A 17,286-nucleotide genomic window follows, 5' to 3' on the forward strand; every position below is an offset into this window, starting at 1 on the left:
GGCATTTCCTTAGCCGTTGCGGTGGACGAAGTGGCCACTGACGATGGTGGCCACGACCTTGCCCACGAGCTGCCAGCCGTCGAAGGGCGTGTTCCGCGATTTGGACAGCGACTTCGAGGCTTCAAAGGTCCAGCGCTTGGCGGGATCGAAGATGGTGACGTCGGCGTAGGAGCCTTTCACCAGCGATCCGCGCCCGCGAAGGTTGTAGATGCGCGCCGGATTCGTCGCCAGCAGCTGCACGATGCGCGCCAGCGCCATCCTGCGCTCGCGGTGCAGCTTGGTGATGGCCAGCGCCAGCGCGGTCTCCAAGCCGGTGATGCCGAAGGGCGCGCGGTCGAACTCCACGTTCTTCTCGTGCGCGGCGTGGGGCGCGTGATCGCTCGCGATGGCATCGATGGAGCCATCGTCAAGCGCGGCCAGCACGGCCTCGCGGTCGGCGGCCGAGCGCAGCGGCGGGTTCATCTTGCAGTTCGTGTTGTAATCTCCGACGTGTTCGTCCACCAGGGTGAAATGGTGCGGGGTGACCTCGCAGGTGACGCGGGCGCGGCCTTTCTTGCCGCGCCGGATGGCTTTCAAGGCCGCCGCGGTCGAGATGTGGGCCACGTGCAGGTGTCCGTTCGTGTTCTTCGCGAAGTTGACGTCACGATCGACGATGTTGGCCTCGGCGTCGGCGCTCATGCCGCGCAGCCCGAGGCGGAACGCGGTCGGCCCGTCGTGCATCGAGCAATGAAAGGTGAAGCGCGTGTCTTCGGCGTGCTGCACGACGGGCATGCCCAGCGCGCCCGCCAGGCGCAGGGCGTCGCGCATGTTGGTATCGTCCAGGATGGGTTTCCCATCGTCGGTGACGGCAACAGCGCCGGCCTTCTGGAGCGCGGCGTAATCGCTCAGCAGTTTGCCCTCGCTGCCCAGCGTCGCCGCGGCGACCGGGAAGACGTTCACCACGGCGCCGCGCGCGGGATCGAGTATCCACGAGGTGATCCTGGCGGAATCGTTCACCGGCGCGGTGTTGGGCATGCAGCAGACGGAGGTGAACCCGCCGGCGGCAGCGGCGCGCGTGCCGGTGGCGATGGTCTCCTTGTGCGACTGGCCGGGCTCGCGCAGGTGGACGTGCAGATCGATGAAGCCGGGCGCGACGATGAGTCCGCGCGCGTCGAAGGTCTCCTCCGCCGAGCCGCGGGTCTTGCCCTTGGGGGCAAGTTCGGCAACGAAGGCGTCGCGCAACAGAACGTCCATCTCGGCGTCGATGTTCTGCGCCGGGTCGATGACGCGCCCGCCCTTCAGAAGGATCGAGCCGTTCTTACGCACCGCGGTCATCATGCCACCCCCGCGGTGGTGGCCAGGATGGCCATGCGGACCGGGACGCCGTTGGCGACCTGCTCGCGGATGACCGACTGCGGCCCGTCCGCGACCTCGTCGGTCAGCTCCAGGCCGCGGACGAGGGGGCCGGGATGCATGACGATGGCGTCGCGCTTGGCGATCTTGAGGCGCTCGCTGGTGAGCTGGTAGGCGGCGGCGTAGTCCTCGAGGTTCATGTGGCGGTGCACCAGGCGCTCTTTCTGGATGCGCAGCATCATGACCACGTCGGCGCCGCGGATGGCCTCGTCCAAGTGGCGGGTGATGTGCACGCCCCTGGCCAGCGTGGTGGCGATCTCGGGCAGCAACTCGGGGGGGCCGCAGAGCGTGACCTGCGCTCCAAGCTTGGTCAGCAGGAAGACGTTGGAGCGGGCCACGCGCGAGTGGTAGATATCGCCCACGATGGCGACCTTCAGCCCGCGCAGGGTCTTCTTGTGGCGCAGGATGGTGAAGGCGTCGAGGAGAGCCTGGGAAGGGTGCTCGTGCATGCCGTCACCGGCGTTGACCACGGGGATGTCGAGAAAACGCGCGAGGGTGCTGGGCGCACCCGCAGACGAATGCCGCAAGATGATCAGGCTGGCACCGAGAGCCTGAAGGGTGTAGCCGGTATCCACCAGCGATTCGCCCTTTTCGATGCTGGAAGAGGCGGAGCTGATAAGGGCCGTCTGCGCGCCCAGAGCCTTGGCAGCATATTCAAATGAGGTACGCGTGCGGGTGGACGATTCATAAAAGAGCAGCGCGATCCGCTTGTTGCGCAGCAGGGGACGTGGACGTCCCGCCTGCATGCGCCTGGCCAGCCGGAGGAGGGACGTGATCTCGTCCGGCTGCAGGTGTTCGATGCCCAATAGGGATTGCGGGCGTTTCGCCATCGGCTAGACGTTCCTCTCGACCAGCATGACCTGTTCCGTCTGATCGGTCTCTTTGAGCCTGACTTCGATGCTCTGGTCGCGCGTGGTCTGGAAGCTGCGGCCGACGAAAGAGGCTTCGATGGGCAGCTCGCGGTGACCGCGATCCACCAGGACGCAGAGCTGCACGCGGCGCGGGCGGCCGTGATCCATGAGCGCATCGAGAGCGGCGCGGGTCGTGCGCCCCGTGTAAAGGACGTCGTCCACCAGAATCACCTTCTTGTCGACGATGGGGCACCCGATGGCGCTCTTCTGCACCACCGGCTTGGGCCCCACGGTGGAAAGATCGTCGCGGTAGAGGGCGATGTCGAGGGTGCCGATGGAGACGGCCTTCTTCTCGATTTTGGCGATCAGGGCGGCGAGGCGCTGCGCCAGGGGAACACCACGGCGGCGGATCCCGATGAGCGCCACGTCCTCCACGCCGTTGCTCTTCTCGATGATCTCGTGGGCGAGGCGGACGAGGGTGCGCTCGATCTCGGAAGCCGACATCAACTGCTTTTCGCGCGGATTCGCCGTGCGGCTCATGGGCTGCGAACTCATGGAAAACCTGCTTCAGGAACTCGGCATGATACTTGGCGGCCCGTGCAGCGGCAAGGACTAGCGGGGTTCCTTGCTGAATACGGCCCCAGCCACGGCTCCTCCGAGGAGGCCGCAAGCTACAGAAAAGACGAGGAAAAGGACCACCGTGAGGGTGACAAAAAGGGCGAATCCGGCGGGCGAACTGATGAACTCGATGACCTGCGCCGACTGCGGGGTGGGGTAGCGGGTGGCGGCTTCCTGCATGGACTTGAGTACGAACTCACGGAGCTGCGGGCCTTGTCTCAAGCCCACGATGGCGATGACAAACAGCGCCGCCCAGGTGACGAAGCTTGCCAGCCCGGTGGCAGCCCCAAGACGGGCGCCTTGCGCCCAGTTCAGGCGCACCGCCGGCCGGCGCGAGTAGATGCGTACGACCACGAAGGTCGCGATGAATGTCCAGAGCAGGGCACCGATGCCGCCCAGCGGCGCGACAATGGCGGCGAATCCGGCGAGGGTGCCGGCCACGACGATGCTGGCGCGAGCCGCCCGCCAATCGATCCCCGCTGGGAGCGAAGCAGCGTATGACACGGGCTGAGCCGGGGGTTGGATCTCGTCCGGAGTTCCCGGAGGCATGGGGGCGGTGGCGGAGTGGGATACCGGGACGCTGACGCGTATCTGCGGAGCGCCGCACTGGGAGCAGAAAAGCGCGCCTTCGGTGACCTGCGCGCCGCAACGATGACAGGGATGTTCCACCGCGATTCAAGGTACAGCAGGGATCAGGAAGCGCGCAACCGCGCTACATCGTCTGCTGGTTCTTGCCACGGGTCTGAAGGTAAATGAGACCAAACTGTGTGCCCTTGCCCTTGGGCCTGACGGAAACCATGTGCTGGGCAGACTCGTCGCCCGCGCCAAGTTCAGTCTTGTCCTGGTCGCTGCTGGATGACGAGCAACCGATCTTTTTTCCGTCCTTGCCGACGTGGAGGTCGATATTCCCCCTGCACTCGGTCACCGCACCATACTTCGTTAGCGCCTTGCGGTAGAACTCGATGAGCTTTTCGGGGGCGTCATCGGACTCGTACTTGGCGGCGACCACTTTCAGGCCGAAGCCCGCGAACCCCATGCTGATGTTCGCACTCTGGCTGTCATGCTCGGCGTCCGGCGGGGCGGGGCGCGCGCCAGGATAGACGGGCAACCCCGTGTCATGCACTTTCACGTGCTCGTCGGTCTCAACGTGGAGCGAGCCGAGAGGCGATTGGATGTCTACCTTCTTGCCGGTCTTTTCGTCGCTGTTCGTATTCCGAATGTTGCAGCCGGGGAGGAACAACGAGGCAAACAGCACCGGAATGGCGAAGAGGAGCGAACGCTTAGTAACGGTTTTCATGATGACGCAACCCTCCATTCAGGCCGACGAGCGCGGGGCGGTCGAGGCCGGCGCCACGCGCGGCGATACTGGGGATGGTGACGGGAAGACGGCCGTGGATAGGGATCTCGCCGAAAAGCGCCTTGACCGCCGCGGCCTCCGAAACCGTCGAACTGGAGAAGGTGCAGAGGTAGTTCTCGACCCCGGTGAGATGCGAAGCCACGTAGGGGCTGCCGAGGGAGACCACGACGGTCTTCTGCGCGGCGCGGTCGAGCAACTGCTGAAGCAGCGCCGCGGTGGCGTCGCTCATGGAGACCGAGTTGGTCAGTTTACCCTGCACCCTGATCATCTTTCCCGCCGTCGGAAAGGAAACGACGCCGACAATCACCGTCCGTGCCTGCTGGGCCCATTCGAGGATGGAGGAAGTCATGCCGGCCGCAGTGCCCGGATCCACATAAACCACGCGGGCGTCGGGCGCGCGGGCCTTCAATTCCGGCTCGAAGCGGCTGTCACTCTGATTGCGCGTGTCGTCGGAAATGACCACGGCAAGTACACGGCTCCCCGCCTCCTCCCCTTGTTGGTACGCGGAGACGGCCTGCCGGGTTCCGCTTTTCTTGAGGGGGAGGATCTGGCCGTTGTCGCGGACCAGAGTGACCGCCTCGTCGGCCACCTGCTGCCCGAAGACAACGTTCTCGTGGCGGGCGACTGCGGTCGCCAGGACGTTGAGGTCGACCAGGCGGTCCTGGTACAAGCCGACCGAGGCTTTTGCGCGCAGGATCTTGAGGACCGAGGCGTCGATCTGCGATTCGGAGATTTCGCCGCTGCGAACGGCAGCGAGCACGGCGTGGTAGCCGGCATCGAGATCGGCGGGGAGCAGCACCATGTCGTTGCCGGCCTTCAGGGCCTCGACCGCGGCGTGGCCGGACCGCGGGCCGGGGAAGGAACGCGTGATGGCGCCCATGTCCATGGCATCGGTGACGACAAGTCCCTGGAAGCCAAGCTGTTCCTTGAGCAGGCCAGTCACGATCGGCCGGGACAGGGTGGCCACGCGATTGGGCTCGGGATCGAGTGCGGGCACGGTGACATGGGCGGTCATGACGGAGTCCACGCCCGCCTCGATCGCGGTGCGGAAGGGCGGGAGTTCGATGCGGTCGAGATGCTCGCGGTCGGCGTCGACCTGGGAGACGCCGAGATGAGTGTCGGTGTTCACGTCGCCGTGCCCGGGAAAATGCTTGGCCGTGCTCAGGATTCCGAACTCGCGCGAGGCGTCGATGTAAGCGGCGACGAAATCACTGACCTGTCCTGGGTCCTCGCCAAAGGCGCGGGTATTGATGATGGGATTCGCGGGCACGGAGTTCACGTCGGCGACGGGGAACAAGTTCCAATGCACCCCGATGGCGCGCGCCTCCTGGGCGATGATGCGGGCCAGACCGCGCACGTACGCCGGCTTGCCGGTGGCGGCAAAGGCCATAGCGTGCGGAAAGACGGTGGTGCCGTAGAAGCGCATGGAAAGGCCGCGCTCGAAATCGGCGGCGACGATCAGCGGCAGCTCGGAGTCGGCCTGGAGTTGGTTGGTGAACATCGCCGCTTCGTACGGCTGGCTCTTGTAAACGACCGGGCCGTCGGAGGGGATGGTCAGCAACACGCCGCCCAGGTGGTAGCGGCGGATCTGGTCGCGGAAGCGGATGTAGTCCGGATTGGTCACGTTGAAGAACTGGGTGAGCACCCGGATCATGAACAACTGGCCGACCTTCTCTTCGAGGGAGAGCTTTTTCAGGGTCTTCTCGGCCCATCTGTTGCCGTCCTGGGTGAGCTGCACCGGGCCGGGCTTCTGGGACTTGTCTTCGGCGGCACAGAAAGAAACCAGGAGCAGCAGGACCGCCGTGAGCCGGAAAAGCATGCGGCGAACATAGCAGAAGGAGTCGCGAGTTGGAAAGGCGAGGTCAGAGCTCCGACTGGACTAAAGCAATGGCCTGTGATTGCGCCGCGGGATCGTCGCCAAAGTTCTTGAGCCAGCGGACGCCGGGCTCACGGCGAAACCAGGTCATCTGGCGCTTGGCGTAGTTGCGGTGCGCCTGCTGTGCGGCCCAGACTGCGAGTTTGCGGTCGATCTCACCGCGCAGGTGCTGGACGGCCTGCTTGTAGCCCAGCGATTGCAGCGGGCGGGCGGTGTCACCGTACTTGTCGAGTATCGCCCGGGTCTCCTCGAGCAATCCTTCCTCGAACATGGTTGCCGCGCGCTGGTTGATGCGGGTGTAGAGCGCGTTGCGGTCGGGATCAAGGCCGAGTCGCAGGACGCGAAAGCCGGTGAGCGGGTCGCGGCCGCGCTTCCAGAGTTCCGACATGCGGGTGCGGGCGAGCAGGCAGACCTCGATGGCGCGGATGAGCTTGGGGTCGTCGTTCCCGTGGATGTTCTCCGCGGCGGCCGGATCGAGGCGGCGCAGGATATTGTGCAGGTGGCTGGAACCGCGCTCGGAGGCACTGGTGCGCAAGCGCTCGCGGAGATCTTCGGAGCGCGGCGGGCCGGAGAAGAGACCTTCGAGCAGCGCCCGGAGATAGAGGCCGGTTCCGCCAACGACGATGGGCAAACAGCCGCGTTTCCGGATGTCGCTCAGGACCTCGCGGGCGGCGCGGGAGTAGTCGCCGGCGGTGAAAACGTCGGTGGGGCCGAGGATATCGAGCAAGTGATGCGGCGCACGCGCGCGCGCTTCACGCGAGGGTTTCGCGGTGCCGATCTCGAATTCGCGGTAAAGGGCGACGGAATCGCAATTGACGATCTCGCCGCCGAATCGCCCGGCGAGGGCAAGGGAGAGGGCGGTCTTGCCGCTGGCGGTCGGGCCCACGACAGCCACCAGCAGGGGATCCCGGGACATCAGCGGGGGCTCCAATGCAGGAACCGGCCGTAGCGGACTACGACCAGGACGAGAATGAGGAGCGCGATGAGAAGCGCCCCGAGGATCTGTTGGCGTGGCGCGCGCACGGCCATCATTGTATCGGCAAGGCCGGTGATAAACTCGCGATCCATGGCGGAACCGAGCCGAAAACCGATCCGCTTCGGCTTGTACGAAGTGGATGTCGCCAGCGGAGAGCTGCGCAAGAGCGGGGTTAAGGTCCGCTTGCAGGAACAGCCGTTTCAGGTGCTGGTGGCCCTGCTGGAGCGTCCGGGCGAGGTGGTGACGCGGGAAGACCTGCGGCAGCGCCTCTGGCCGGCGGACACTTTCGTGGATTTCGATCACAGCCTGAACACCGCCATCAACAAGCTGCGCGACGCGCTGGGAGACACAGCCAGCAACGCGCGGTTCATCGAGACCCTGGCGCGTCGTGGATACCGCTTCATTGCGCCCGTGCAGAGCGGGATCGGGGAAGCAGCGGCGAGTGCGCCGGTCGCCGAAACTCCTGCGAGTGCCGAGCTCCCGGCGGACGAGCTGCCGCGGCCGCATCGCGGGATGGTGCGCACACTGTTCCTGCTGATCCAGGTCATGTACCTGGTGTTCTACATTGTGGCGCTGGCCCGGCTCGAGCGCGTTTATGAGATCGCGGCACTGGAGATGGGAAACGGAACGGTCGTGGTGGTGGTGGCGGTGATCTCGGCGGTAATCGCCATCCCCATGCGGCTCTACCTGTGGACCGCGGTGGCATTCGACTACCGGCTGCTGGGAGAGAAGTTCCGCCGGTTGTTTCCGGTGGTCTTCGTCGTGGACGAGATCTGGGCGCTTTCGCCCTTGCTCATCGGGCACAAGATCGGGCTGGGGCTGGCGCTGGCCGCCTGCGCCGCCTTGCTCTACCTCCCGTTTTCGCAACGGACGCTGATGAGGATGGGATATCCAGTCGCCCGTCGCCAGCCGGCAGTCGTCAGCCAGGTTTAGCGCAGTTCGCCGCGCTCCGGGTTGTAGTAGAAGCGGCAGCGGATGGCCAGGTACTGGCCGGGGAATTCCGATGGAAGAGGCGGGAACGGATTGGACCCGGTGATGCCGCCCCAGGCGGCACGGTCGAGGGAAACATCTCCCGAAGGCCCGTAAAGCTTCATGCCGGCGACGCTGCCGTCCTTCAGGATCGCGAAATCGATGGCGACCTTGCCATGTTTCCGCAAGGGCGGATAGGCGCCTTCCGGGATCAGATTGTTCCAGTTTGTTTGAATGATGTGTTGGATACGCTTCAGATAGGGTGCGAAGTCGACCCCCATCGTGTCACTGAGGATGTCAACACCCCCGCCGAGGCTCGCGCCGCTCTTGCCTAAGCCAAGGCCGTAGTCGCCGGCATCGCCCGCGGCGCCACCGCCTGAGGAGCGGGCGGCCGCCGCAGCACGAGCCGCCTGATCGATGGCCGAACCAGCCGAGCCTGAACCAGTGGAGAAATTCGGGGTGGTCGGCCGGGGACGTCCGATCGGCGGCGCCTCCAGATGGGCAAGTTGGTTCGCCGGAGAGCTCTGCTGTGGCTGCTGTTGCGGAGGTTGTCCCTGCATCGGTGGGGCGGCGGGAGCGTCTGATCCTGGAGCTCCAGGCCGGCGGCTATCCCTGAGCTCGTCGAGCGTTTTGCGGTCGATGGTGGGCCGCCGCGACATGGCGACGCGGTCCTTGTCGGAGATGACGTTGGTCTGGGGCGGCTTGGCGGGCTTCTGGGTGTCGTGGGGCAGGTCGAGGAAGGTGAGCTGGCGGTCGCGCATCATGTCTGCAGCCGTGGCCAGCAGGATGGGATGCAGCTTCGGCAACCACTTGGGGGAGAGCAGCAGGACGATGAAAACCACCAAATGGAAGATGACGGAGAGGAAGGCCGCTTCGCGCAGGCGGGAGCGCGAGCGTTCGTCGTCGAACTCGACCACGAACACCGGCACCACGTGGAGCTCGGGCGCGCTCTGTTCTGCGCGCGGTACTTCGCTGGTTGCCATCCGTACTCGTTCCGCCCGCGCCGGGAAACACTTCTGCCCGGGCAGATGCGGTAAGCGGAATTCTGGTTACTATTTTCTCACTAAACGCAGAATCGCGCCGGAAGTTGCGTCATTTTCGCGGCACCTGCGGGGAGAGGACGTCAAGACGCAGGCGGCGGCTGTGCTCGCGGATGGCGGCAAGCACGTCGAGAGCCACGGCCAAGGCGCGGCGGCCATCTTCGAGCGCGACCAGGGGGCGGGAGCGCGTCCGCACCGCGTCAAGGAAGGAGCGCAGCTCCGCCCTCAGCGGCTCCTCGGAGGTCACCGGCGGCTTCTGCATGCCGATGCCGGGATTGGCCGAGGGGAGCAGTTCTCCGGGGACCTCCGCAGCCTTGGCCGGATCCACGCTGAACACCATCAGATCCTGTCGCGTGTAATCGATGGAAATGTACTGGTGCGGCTGGAAGAAGCGCAGCTTGCGCACGCGCTCGGTGGAGACGCGGCTGGCGGTGAAGTTGGCCACGCAGCCGGAGTCGAATTCCATGCGCACGTTGGCGATGTCCACCTTGTCGGAGAGGATGGGCAGGCCGACGGCGCGGATCTCCTTGACCGGCGAATCCACGAAGGAGAGCACCACGTCGAGGTCGTGGATCATGAGGTCGAGCACCACGTCCACGTCGAGTGAGCGCGGGGTGAAGACGCTGAGACGGTGCACCTCGAAGAACAGCGGCCGCGTGAGAAGCGGTACGGTGGCGCGGACGGCCGGGTTGAAGCGCTCGAGATGGCCGACCTGGACGATGCGGCCGGTGCGCTGCGCCAGGCGGATGAGCTCGTCGGCCTCCGCCAGCGAGGAGGCGAGAGGCTTCTCGATGAGCACGTCGATGCCGGCTTCCATCAGCTCGCGGGCGACGGCGAGATGCTCGACCGTGGGAACGGCGATGGAGACGGCATCCACGCTGCCCTTCAGCGCGGCGAGCGAAGAGACGACGGGCGCGTCGAACTGCTTGCCGGCGGCCGCGGCGGCGGCGGGATCGGCGTCCACGACTGCGGCGAGCTGCACGCCGCCCTGCTGCGCCAGCTCGCGGTAGACCCGGGCATGGTTGCGTCCGAAGGCGCCCACCCCGACCACGCCCACGCGGATTGTTCCCGATTCCGGCAAAGGAGGATTCTACCAGCCGATTTGTACAATCCGGGGTCCGGGCGGGCGCATCTAAGAGACGTAGCCCCATACGAAGAGCAGCAACGCGCATCGCGCATGCTATGTAAGTCGCCTCACGATATAATTACCAGCCGCACCACAAGGAGGAATCCATGGCGCACACATTGCCTGAACTACCCTATGCATTTTCGGCTCTCGAGCCCCATATCGATGCCAAGACGATGGAGATCCATCACGACAAGCACCACGCGGCGTACGTAAACAATCTGAACGCCGCCCTCGAAAAACATCCCGAGCTGCAGAAGGAGACGGTCGAAGAACTGCTGCGCAACCTCAACAGCGTCCCCGAGGATATCCGCACCGCCGTGCGAAATAACGCCGGTGGTCACTCCAACCATTCGATGTTCTGGACCATCATGGCGCCCCAGGCGGGCGGCCCGGCCAGCGGTAGGGTCGCGGACGCAGTCAAGGAGACCTTCGGCGAGTTCGGCCAATTCCAGGAAAAATTCAACGATGCCGGCGCCAAACGCTTCGGCAGCGGCTGGGTATGGCTGGTGGGCAACAAGAGCGGGAAGATCGAGATCATCTCCACCGCCAACCAGGACAGCCCGCTCATGGATGGCCTGTTCCCGATTATGGGCAACGACGTCTGGGAGCACGCTTACTACCTCAAGTACCAGAACCGGCGTCCCGACTACCTGAAAGCGTGGTGGAGCGTTGTGAACTGGGAGGCGGTGAACAAGCGCTTCGAGGAGTTCCTGCGGCAGGCGAAGCAAGCTGCGGCGTAAGGCCTGCCATCACACCACGGATTCGCACGGACGACACGCATCAGAAGACAGGGATGCGTGAAGAGCCCTGCGAACCCGTGGTTTTTTTTCACTCAGCGACTATGGAGATGCCGGCGTCATTGGCGGCGCGGAGCATCGCGTCTCCGTCGAGCAGGAGGCACTGGCCGGCATCAAGGGCGAGGCAGGTGGCGCCGGAGTCGCGCATGACCCCGATGGTGGGCAGGCCGACCACGGGCACATCGAAGCGCATATCCTGGTTCGGCTTGGCGACTTTTACCACAGTGAGCTCGCGGGTGAGGGTCGAGGCGGGCTCGCTGAGAGTCTTCATCAATTCGCCGGCGCGGCGGATGGTGTCGTCGGTCCCTTCCATCGCTTCGACGGCGACACAGGCGGATTCGGCAATCACGACGGTCTGGCCGATGTCGTATTGCGCGAGGTGGCGGGCGACGGCACGTCCGTACTCGATGCTCTTGCGCTCCTGCTCCGTGGGCACGCGCTGGGTGAGCACGCCCGGCCTGGCCAGCAGCGGCTCGAGATACGTGGTGGAGCTGAGGAGGGTGATGCCTTCGTCGGCCAGCACCTTGGCGACGCCCCCGATCAGAGAATCGGTATTGCGCGTGCCAAGAGACATCAGCAGCTTGGCCAGGCGCCAGTCCGGCCGGATGGACGAGAAGATCTGCTTGTGCTTCACCTGGCCGGCCATGATGGCCTGGGTCACACCTTCTTTTTTGAATGTGTCGATCAGCTTGGAAAGTTCGCCCAGGGATAGCCAGTAGACGGCCTTGGCGCCACGACGCTCGATCTCAGGCCAGGTCTCTTCCTTGATGGCGGCTACGATGACCTCTGCGCCGCGAGACCTGGCGGCGTCGAGAAGGAGCAGCGGGAAATTGCCGTTGCCCGCGATCAAGCCAAGTTTTTCGGACATAAGTGGCCACTGTCCACTACTTAATCACACCGCGTTCTGAGCTTTCAATGAAACGGATCAGCATATCCACGTCTTCGCCGCGGTCGGCTTCGGACTTCAGTTTCTCCAGCGCCTGCGAGGTGTTCAGTTTCGACGCCAGCAGGAGCTTGTAGGCGTGGTGGATCTTGCGGATGCGCTCCCTGGAGAAGCCGCGGCGCTCCAGTCCGAGGGCGTTGACGCCATAGGCGTGGGTATCCCGGTAGGCGACCGTCTTGGAGAACGGCAGGACGTCCTTGGTGACGGTGGTTCCGCCGCCGATATAGGAATGCGCGCCGATGCGGGTGTACTGGTGCACCGGGCAGAGGGCGCCCACCACGGCCCATTCCTCGACCGTAACGTGGCCGCCGAGGGTAGCGGCGTTGGCCATGATCACGTGGTCCCCGATGTGGCAATCGTGGGCGATGTGGGTGTAGGCCATGATCAGGCAATGGCTGCCCACGCGCGTAAGACCGCCTCCGCCCGCGGTGCCCCGGTTGATGGTGACGTACTCGCGGATGTCGTTGTGGTCGCCGATCTCCAGGCGCGTTGGCTCTCCGGCGTACTTCAGGTCCTGGGGCGCCAGCCCGACGGCGGCGAACGGGAAAAACCTGTTATCCGCGCCGATCTTTGCCGGCCCGCCAATATGCACGTGGGAGACTAGCTCGCAGTGCTCGCCCAGCTCCACGTCCGCATCGATGACACAGAAGGGGCCGATCTGGCAGGAGTCGGGGACGCGGGCGCCTACGTCGACGATCGCCGTGCTGTGGATCATGGGGTGGCGGCGGGCCGGTCGACGAGCTGGCAGGTCACGATCGCCTCGCAGCAGAGCTTGTCGCCGACGAAGGCCTTGCCCTGCATGCGCACGGCGTTCTGGCGCCAGACCAGGACGTCCACCTCGAGGCGGAGCTGGTCGCCGGGAACGACCGGCTTGCGGAACTTGGCGCGCTCGATGCCGGTAAAGAACAGCAGCTTGCCGTCGCGGCCCGCGACTTCGGTCAGCAGCAATGCGCCTCCGGCCTGGGCGAGGGCTTCCACGATGAGTACGCCCGGCATGATGGGATAGCCGGGAAAATGTCCGGCGAAGAACGGCTCGTTGATGGTTACGTTCTTCAGTGCGACAATGCGCTGCTTGCGCCTCAGGTCGATGACGCGGTCGATGAGCAGGAACGGATAGCGGTGGGGCAGGATGCGCTGGATCTCGTTCACGTCCAGCGTCGTCTTGCCCGCCAGTGGCGGTGCGGTCGTTTCAGTACTCATGCGTTTTATGGGCCGCGCCTGCGGGCGCGGCAAGTGCCGGGGAAAGCCGTAATTATAGAGGAAAGATCGCTTGCAGAGGACAAAGCAGGAAAGACGATCGCAGGAGCTGCTGGCGGCGCTGAGGCCGCAGCAGGCGCACATGCTGGAAACGCTGCGCGGCCTGGTGGAGCTGGAGTCGCCGAGCCACGACAAGGCGGCGCTGGAGCGGCTGGCGCAGCGCCTGGCGAGGGAGTTCGCCCACCGTGGCGGCAAGGCCCAGTTCCACGACCGGGACAAGAATGGTCCCCACGTGCAGCTGGATTTCACCGGCGGGAGCGGCAAGCCGGTGCTCTTGCTCGGGCATTACGACACCGTATGGGCGGTCGGGACATTGGGAAAGATGCCGTTCCACGTCGACAAGGTGCGCGCCTGGGGGCCCGGCATCTTCGACATGAAGGCCGGGATCGTGATGATGATGTGCGCGCTGGAGGCACTCGCACACGGCGGCGGTCTGCCCCGTCCGGTGACCGTGTTGCTGGTGAGCGACGAGGAGATCGGGAGCGAGTCCTCGCGCGCGGTGACTGAATCGCTGGCCAGGACGTCGGCGGCTGTCCTGGTGCTGGAGCCGGCGTACGGGCCGAAAGGCGCTTGCAAGACGGCGCGGAAGGGCGTCGGAGACTTCGCCGTAAGGGTCACCGGCGTGGCCGCCCACTCCGGCCTGGATTTCGAGAAGGGGCACAATGCGGTGCTGGAGCTGGCGCGGCAGATCGAGCGCGTGGCCGGGTTCACCGACTTGAAACGAGGGATCACGGTGAGCGCGAACATCGTCCGCGGAGGCGCGCGCCGGAACGTGGTGCCGGCGGAAGCCGAGGCAGAGATCGACGTGCGCATCGCGCACGCAAAAGACGGCGCCACCATCGGGAAGAAGTTCCGTTCGCTGAAGCCTTTCGACCCCAAGTGCAGGATCGAGGTCAGGGGCGGGATCAACCGGCCGCCGTTGGAGCGGACTCGGGAGGTCGCGCGCCTGTACGGGCAGGCCCGAGAGATCGCCCGCGAACTCGGATTCGAACTGAAGGAAGCGGCGGTGGGTGGCGGCTCGGACGGCAATTTCACCGCCGGGCTCGGCATCCCGACGCTGGACGGACTAGGGGCCGTCGGCGACGGCGCTCACGCCACCACGGAGCACGTCCTGATCGCGGAGTTGCCTCGGCGGGCGGCCATGCTGGCGCGGCTGATCGAAACCGTGTAGCCTCGTTTTGCGTTCGCCCGTGCGCTGACCTACAATTGGGGCAGGCGAAGGGTTATCGCACCCTGTGGAGGCCTTATGTTTGGCAAATTAGGGTTGCCGGAGCTGCTCGTCATCATGGCCATCGCTCTGCTCATCTTCGGCCCGGGAAAGCTCGCCGAACTGGGCAAAGGCATGGGCGAAGGCATCAAGGGTTTCAAGGCAGCGATCAAGGACGACAAAGAGCCGGAAAAGAAGCCGTAGTCTGGGTGTCCGCCTAAATAGCTCTTCTCTCCCGCAGCATCCTGTACACCAGCGGCACCGGCAATCCCACGACATTGAAGTAGCAGCCGTCGATGCGCGTTACCCAGCGCGAGGCGATGCCCTGGATGGCGTAGGCGCCAGCCTTGTCCAAGGGCTCGCCGGTAGCGACGTAGGCGCGAATCTCATCTTCTGAAATCACGCTCATGACGACCTCGGTGGTCTCGGTTGCGGTGTCTTCCACGCCGGGGCCGATGAGGCCCACGGCGGTCGTGACCTGGTGGGTGCGTCCGGAGAGCAGGCGAAGCATGCGCGCGGCGTCGGCGGAGTCGGCGGGCTTCTCCAGAACGTGTTCGTCGGCGACGACGATGGTGTCGGCGCCGAGGACGAATGCGCCGGGGTTCTGGGCTGCGACGGCGCGGGCCTTGTCTCGCGCCAGACGGATGGCATACTCGCGCGGCGGCTCCGAGTCCTGGCGCTGCTCGGGGATGTGCGCGGGACGGACCACGAAATCCAGTCCCGCATTGCGCAACAGCTCGGCGCGGCGCGGTGAGGCCGAAGCAAGAATCAGGTTCGAGTTCCGGGGTCCGAGTTTCAAAGTGGAATCATTCTAGCGGACGCACTAGCGTCCCCGGCTGCGCTCCCGGTTCCACGCGCTTCCGGATGCTAGAATCAGAGATCACCCCATCCGAAATGGACCGCGCCTTCATCCGCAATTTCGCGATCATCGCCCACATCGACCATGGGAAGAGCACGCTCTCGGACCGCCTGCTGGAGCTGACGGGAGCGCTGACGGCGCGCGAGATGCAGGAGCAGGTGCTCGACGCCATGGACCTGGAGCGCGAGCGCGGCATCACCATCAAGGCCCACTGCGTCCGCATGAAATACATGGCGCAGGACGGCCAGGAGTACCAGCTCAACCTGATCGATACGCCGGGGCACGTGGATTTCTCGTACGAGGTGTCACGGTCGCTGGCCTCCTGCGAAGGCGCGGTCCTCCTGGTGGACGCCTCCCAGGGCGTCGAAGCGCAGACGCTGGCCAACGCCTACCTGGCCATCAATCACGGCCTGGAGGTCATTCCGGTCATTAACAAGATCGATCTGCCCTCGGCCGACATCCCGCGCGTGAAGGAAATGATCGAGTCGGCGGTCGGCCTGGATGCGAGCGATGCGCTGCTGGTCAGCGCCAAGACCGGCCAGGGCGTGCCCGAAGTGCTGGAGGCGATCGTCAAGAAGGTCCCACCGCCGAAGGGCAAGCCCGAGCATCGGCTCCAGGCGCTGATCTTCGACTCCTGGTTCGATCCCTATCGGGGCGTGATCATCCTGGCGCGCGTCTTCGAGGGCGCCTTGCGCCGGGGCATGAAGATCCGCTTGTGGTCGAACGGCAAGGTGCTGGAGGTCGAAACCCTCGGTGTTCAGGCCCCCAAACCGGTCGAGGTCGAGGAGTTGAGCGCCGGCGAGGTGGGCTTCATCATCGCCAACAACAAGAATGTTGCCGACACCAAGATCGGTGACACCATTACCGACGAGGCGCGCCCGTCCATCGAGGCCCTGCCCGGCTTCGAGGAGATCAAGCCGATGGTGTTTGCCGGGCTCTACACGGTGGACGCGCACGAGCACACGCGCCTGCGCGAAGCGCTGGAGAAACTGCGGCTCAACGATTCGTCGTTCTTTTTCGAGCCGGAGAGCTCGGCCGCGCTGGGCTTCGGCTTCCGCTGCGGGTTCCTGGGGCTGCTGCACATGGAGATCATCCAGGAGCGGCTGGAGCGCGAGTACCAGCTCGCCCTGATCACCACTGCGCCCGGTGTCCGTTACAAGATCACGCTGACCGACGGGCAGGTGATCTTCGTGGACAACCCGTCGAAGTGGCCCGATCCAACGATCATCGAAAAGGTCGAAGAGCCGGTCATCCTGGCCACCATCCTCACCAGCGAGGAATACGTCGGCGGGATCCTGAAACTGGTGGAGGAGAAGCGCGGACGGCAGAAGACCTTCGAATACGTCAGCGCCAACCGCGTGATGCTCAACTACGAGCTCCCGCTGAACGAGATCGTGCTCGACTTCTACGACAAGCTGAAGACGGTATCGCGCGGGTACGCGTCGCTCGACTATCACCTGTCCGGCTGGTGGGACTCGCCGATGGTGAAGCTCGACGTGCTGGTGGCGGGCGAGCCGGTGGACGCGCTCTCGCTCATCGTGCACAAGGAGGGGGCCTATGACCGCGGCCGGGCGCTGGTGTCGAAGATGCGCCAGCTCATCCCGCGCCAGATGTTCGAGGTCCCCATCCAGGCGGCGATCGGGGCGAAGATCATCGCCCGCGAAACCGTGGCCGCCATGCGCAAGAACGTGCTCGCCAAGTGCTACGGCGGCGACATCACACGCAAGCGCAAGCTGCTGGAGAAGCAGAAGGAAGGCAAGAAGCGCATGAAGCGCATCGGCAAAGTGGACATCCCGCAAGAGGCCTTTCTGGCGGTGCTGCGCGTGGGCGAGTAGCGCGCTTGTCGGCGTCGCTCAACCAGCCCGCCAGCCGTTGTTTATCGAATTGCAATATGTGCAAAAGTGCGCTTTGGAGGCTAGTTCTGCCCCAGGCATGTTAAAAGTTTGTACAGACATCCCTAAGCGCCTGAAATGGGAAGAGTTAAGCCTGCTGCGAGAGCTAGGCAAAGAGCGTAA

19 protein-coding genes are annotated in these 17,286 nt (G+C 65.0%); 5 read left to right on the forward strand and 14 right to left on the reverse strand.

The window, feature by feature from the left end; all coding sequences use genetic code 11:
- Nucleotides 1–9: 9 nt before the first annotated feature.
- The 8 genes from LAN37_13645 to LAN37_13680 all read right to left on the reverse strand — a co-directional run bounded on the left by LAN37_13645 (nucleotide 10) and on the right by LAN37_13680 (nucleotide 7,162).
- Nucleotides 10–1,314 (reverse strand): dihydroorotase, encoded by a 1,305-nt coding sequence (locus LAN37_13645; GenBank protein ID MBZ5648252.1) that lies wholly within the window; start codon nucleotides 1,312–1,314, stop codon nucleotides 10–12.
- A complete protein-coding gene (locus tag LAN37_13650; protein MBZ5648253.1) occupies nucleotides 1,314–2,222 on the reverse strand; it encodes an aspartate carbamoyltransferase catalytic subunit in 909 nt (302 codons plus the stop codon). Before LAN37_13650 ends, LAN37_13645 begins: the two co-directional genes overlap by 1 nt.
- Nucleotides 2,223–2,225: 3 nt before the next feature.
- Nucleotides 2,226–2,747: a bifunctional pyr operon transcriptional regulator/uracil phosphoribosyltransferase PyrR gene (pyrR, locus tag LAN37_13655; GenBank protein ID MBZ5648254.1), complete on the reverse strand. Its 522-nt coding sequence runs from the start codon at nucleotides 2,745–2,747 to the stop codon at nucleotides 2,226–2,228.
- Between the two features lie 108 nt (nucleotides 2,748–2,855).
- The gene (locus tag LAN37_13660; protein ID MBZ5648255.1) at nucleotides 2,856–3,530 is read right to left on the reverse strand and encodes a zinc-ribbon domain-containing protein; all 675 of its coding nucleotides are present in this window, start codon (nucleotides 3,528–3,530) and stop codon (nucleotides 2,856–2,858) included.
- Between the two features lie 43 nt (nucleotides 3,531–3,573).
- Nucleotides 3,574–4,158, reverse strand: coding sequence for a hypothetical protein (locus tag LAN37_13665; protein MBZ5648256.1), 585 nt, complete (start codon nucleotides 4,156–4,158; stop codon nucleotides 3,574–3,576).
- Nucleotides 4,142–6,037, reverse strand: a complete 1,896-nt coding sequence (locus LAN37_13670; protein MBZ5648257.1) for a glycoside hydrolase family 3 C-terminal domain-containing protein — start codon at nucleotides 6,035–6,037, stop codon at nucleotides 4,142–4,144. The genes LAN37_13665 and LAN37_13670 overlap by 17 nt, the downstream gene beginning before the upstream one ends.
- Nucleotides 6,038–6,080: 43 nt before the next feature.
- Complete coding sequence (gene miaA, locus LAN37_13675) at nucleotides 6,081–7,010, reverse strand: tRNA (adenosine(37)-N6)-dimethylallyltransferase MiaA (protein MBZ5648258.1); 930 nt, start codon at nucleotides 7,008–7,010, stop codon at nucleotides 6,081–6,083.
- Nucleotides 7,010–7,162, reverse strand: coding sequence for a hypothetical protein (locus tag LAN37_13680; GenBank protein ID MBZ5648259.1), 153 nt, complete (start codon nucleotides 7,160–7,162; stop codon nucleotides 7,010–7,012). The genes miaA and LAN37_13680 overlap by 1 nt, the downstream gene beginning before the upstream one ends.
- Here LAN37_13680 and LAN37_13685 point away from each other — a divergent pair.
- A complete protein-coding gene (locus LAN37_13685; protein MBZ5648260.1) occupies nucleotides 7,161–8,003 on the forward strand; it encodes a winged helix-turn-helix domain-containing protein in 843 nt (280 codons plus the stop codon). The two genes, LAN37_13680 and LAN37_13685, sit on opposite strands and share 2 nt — an antisense overlap.
- On the opposite strand, the gene LAN37_13690 is transcribed toward LAN37_13685, so the two are convergent.
- Entirely contained in the window at nucleotides 8,000–9,022 is a 1,023-nt protein-coding gene (locus LAN37_13690; GenBank protein MBZ5648261.1) for a TonB C-terminal domain-containing protein, read from the reverse strand. The genes LAN37_13685 and LAN37_13690 overlap by 4 nt on opposite strands.
- Nucleotides 9,023–9,131: 109 nt before the next feature.
- Nucleotides 9,132–10,160 carry a Gfo/Idh/MocA family oxidoreductase gene (locus tag LAN37_13695; protein MBZ5648262.1) on the reverse strand — a complete coding sequence of 343 codons (1,029 nt, stop codon included), beginning with the start codon at nucleotides 10,158–10,160 and terminating at the stop codon, nucleotides 9,132–9,134.
- Nucleotides 10,161–10,312: 152 nt separating this feature from the next.
- Here LAN37_13695 and LAN37_13700 point away from each other — a divergent pair, with 152 nt between their 5' ends.
- Nucleotides 10,313–10,948: a superoxide dismutase gene (locus LAN37_13700; protein MBZ5648263.1), complete on the forward strand. Its 636-nt coding sequence runs from the start codon at nucleotides 10,313–10,315 to the stop codon at nucleotides 10,946–10,948.
- Nucleotides 10,949–11,036: 88 nt separating this feature from the next.
- On the opposite strand, the gene lpxI is transcribed toward LAN37_13700, so the two are convergent.
- Genes lpxI through fabZ form a run of 3 tightly spaced genes read right to left on the reverse strand, consistent with a single transcriptional unit; the run spans nucleotide 11,037 to nucleotide 13,148 of the window.
- Nucleotides 11,037–11,873, reverse strand: a complete 837-nt coding sequence (gene lpxI, locus LAN37_13705; protein ID MBZ5648264.1) for a UDP-2,3-diacylglucosamine diphosphatase LpxI — start codon at nucleotides 11,871–11,873, stop codon at nucleotides 11,037–11,039.
- 16 nt (nucleotides 11,874–11,889) lie between these two features.
- Nucleotides 11,890–12,663 carry an acyl-ACP--UDP-N-acetylglucosamine O-acyltransferase gene (gene lpxA / locus LAN37_13710; GenBank protein MBZ5648265.1) on the reverse strand — a complete coding sequence of 258 codons (774 nt, stop codon included), beginning with the start codon at nucleotides 12,661–12,663 and terminating at the stop codon, nucleotides 11,890–11,892.
- Entirely contained in the window at nucleotides 12,660–13,148 is a 489-nt protein-coding gene (gene fabZ, locus LAN37_13715) for a 3-hydroxyacyl-ACP dehydratase FabZ (GenBank protein ID MBZ5648266.1), read from the reverse strand. Before fabZ ends, lpxA begins: the two co-directional genes overlap by 4 nt.
- 139 nt (nucleotides 13,149–13,287) lie before the next feature.
- Here fabZ and LAN37_13720 point away from each other — a divergent pair, with 139 nt between their 5' ends.
- Nucleotides 13,288–14,376, forward strand: coding sequence for a M20 family metallopeptidase (locus LAN37_13720; GenBank protein MBZ5648267.1), 1,089 nt, complete (start codon nucleotides 13,288–13,290; stop codon nucleotides 14,374–14,376).
- A gap of 75 nt (nucleotides 14,377–14,451) precedes the next feature.
- Nucleotides 14,452–14,616, forward strand: a complete 165-nt coding sequence (tatA, locus tag LAN37_13725) for a twin-arginine translocase TatA/TatE family subunit (GenBank protein MBZ5648268.1) — start codon at nucleotides 14,452–14,454, stop codon at nucleotides 14,614–14,616.
- 13 nt (nucleotides 14,617–14,629) lie between these two features.
- Here the strand turns inward: tatA and LAN37_13730 are convergent, their stop codons facing one another.
- Nucleotides 14,630–15,184: a Maf family protein gene (locus tag LAN37_13730; GenBank protein ID MBZ5648269.1), complete on the reverse strand. Its 555-nt coding sequence runs from the start codon at nucleotides 15,182–15,184 to the stop codon at nucleotides 14,630–14,632.
- A gap of 122 nt (nucleotides 15,185–15,306) precedes the next feature.
- Here LAN37_13730 and lepA point away from each other — a divergent pair, with 122 nt between their 5' ends.
- A complete protein-coding gene (lepA, locus tag LAN37_13735) occupies nucleotides 15,307–17,106 on the forward strand; it encodes a translation elongation factor 4 (GenBank protein ID MBZ5648270.1) in 1,800 nt (599 codons plus the stop codon).
- Nucleotides 17,107–17,286: the final 180 nt, after the last annotated feature.

Source organism: Terriglobia bacterium (assembly GCA_020073495.1).
Lineage (GTDB): Bacteria > Acidobacteriota > Terriglobia > Terriglobales > Acidobacteriaceae > JAIQFD01.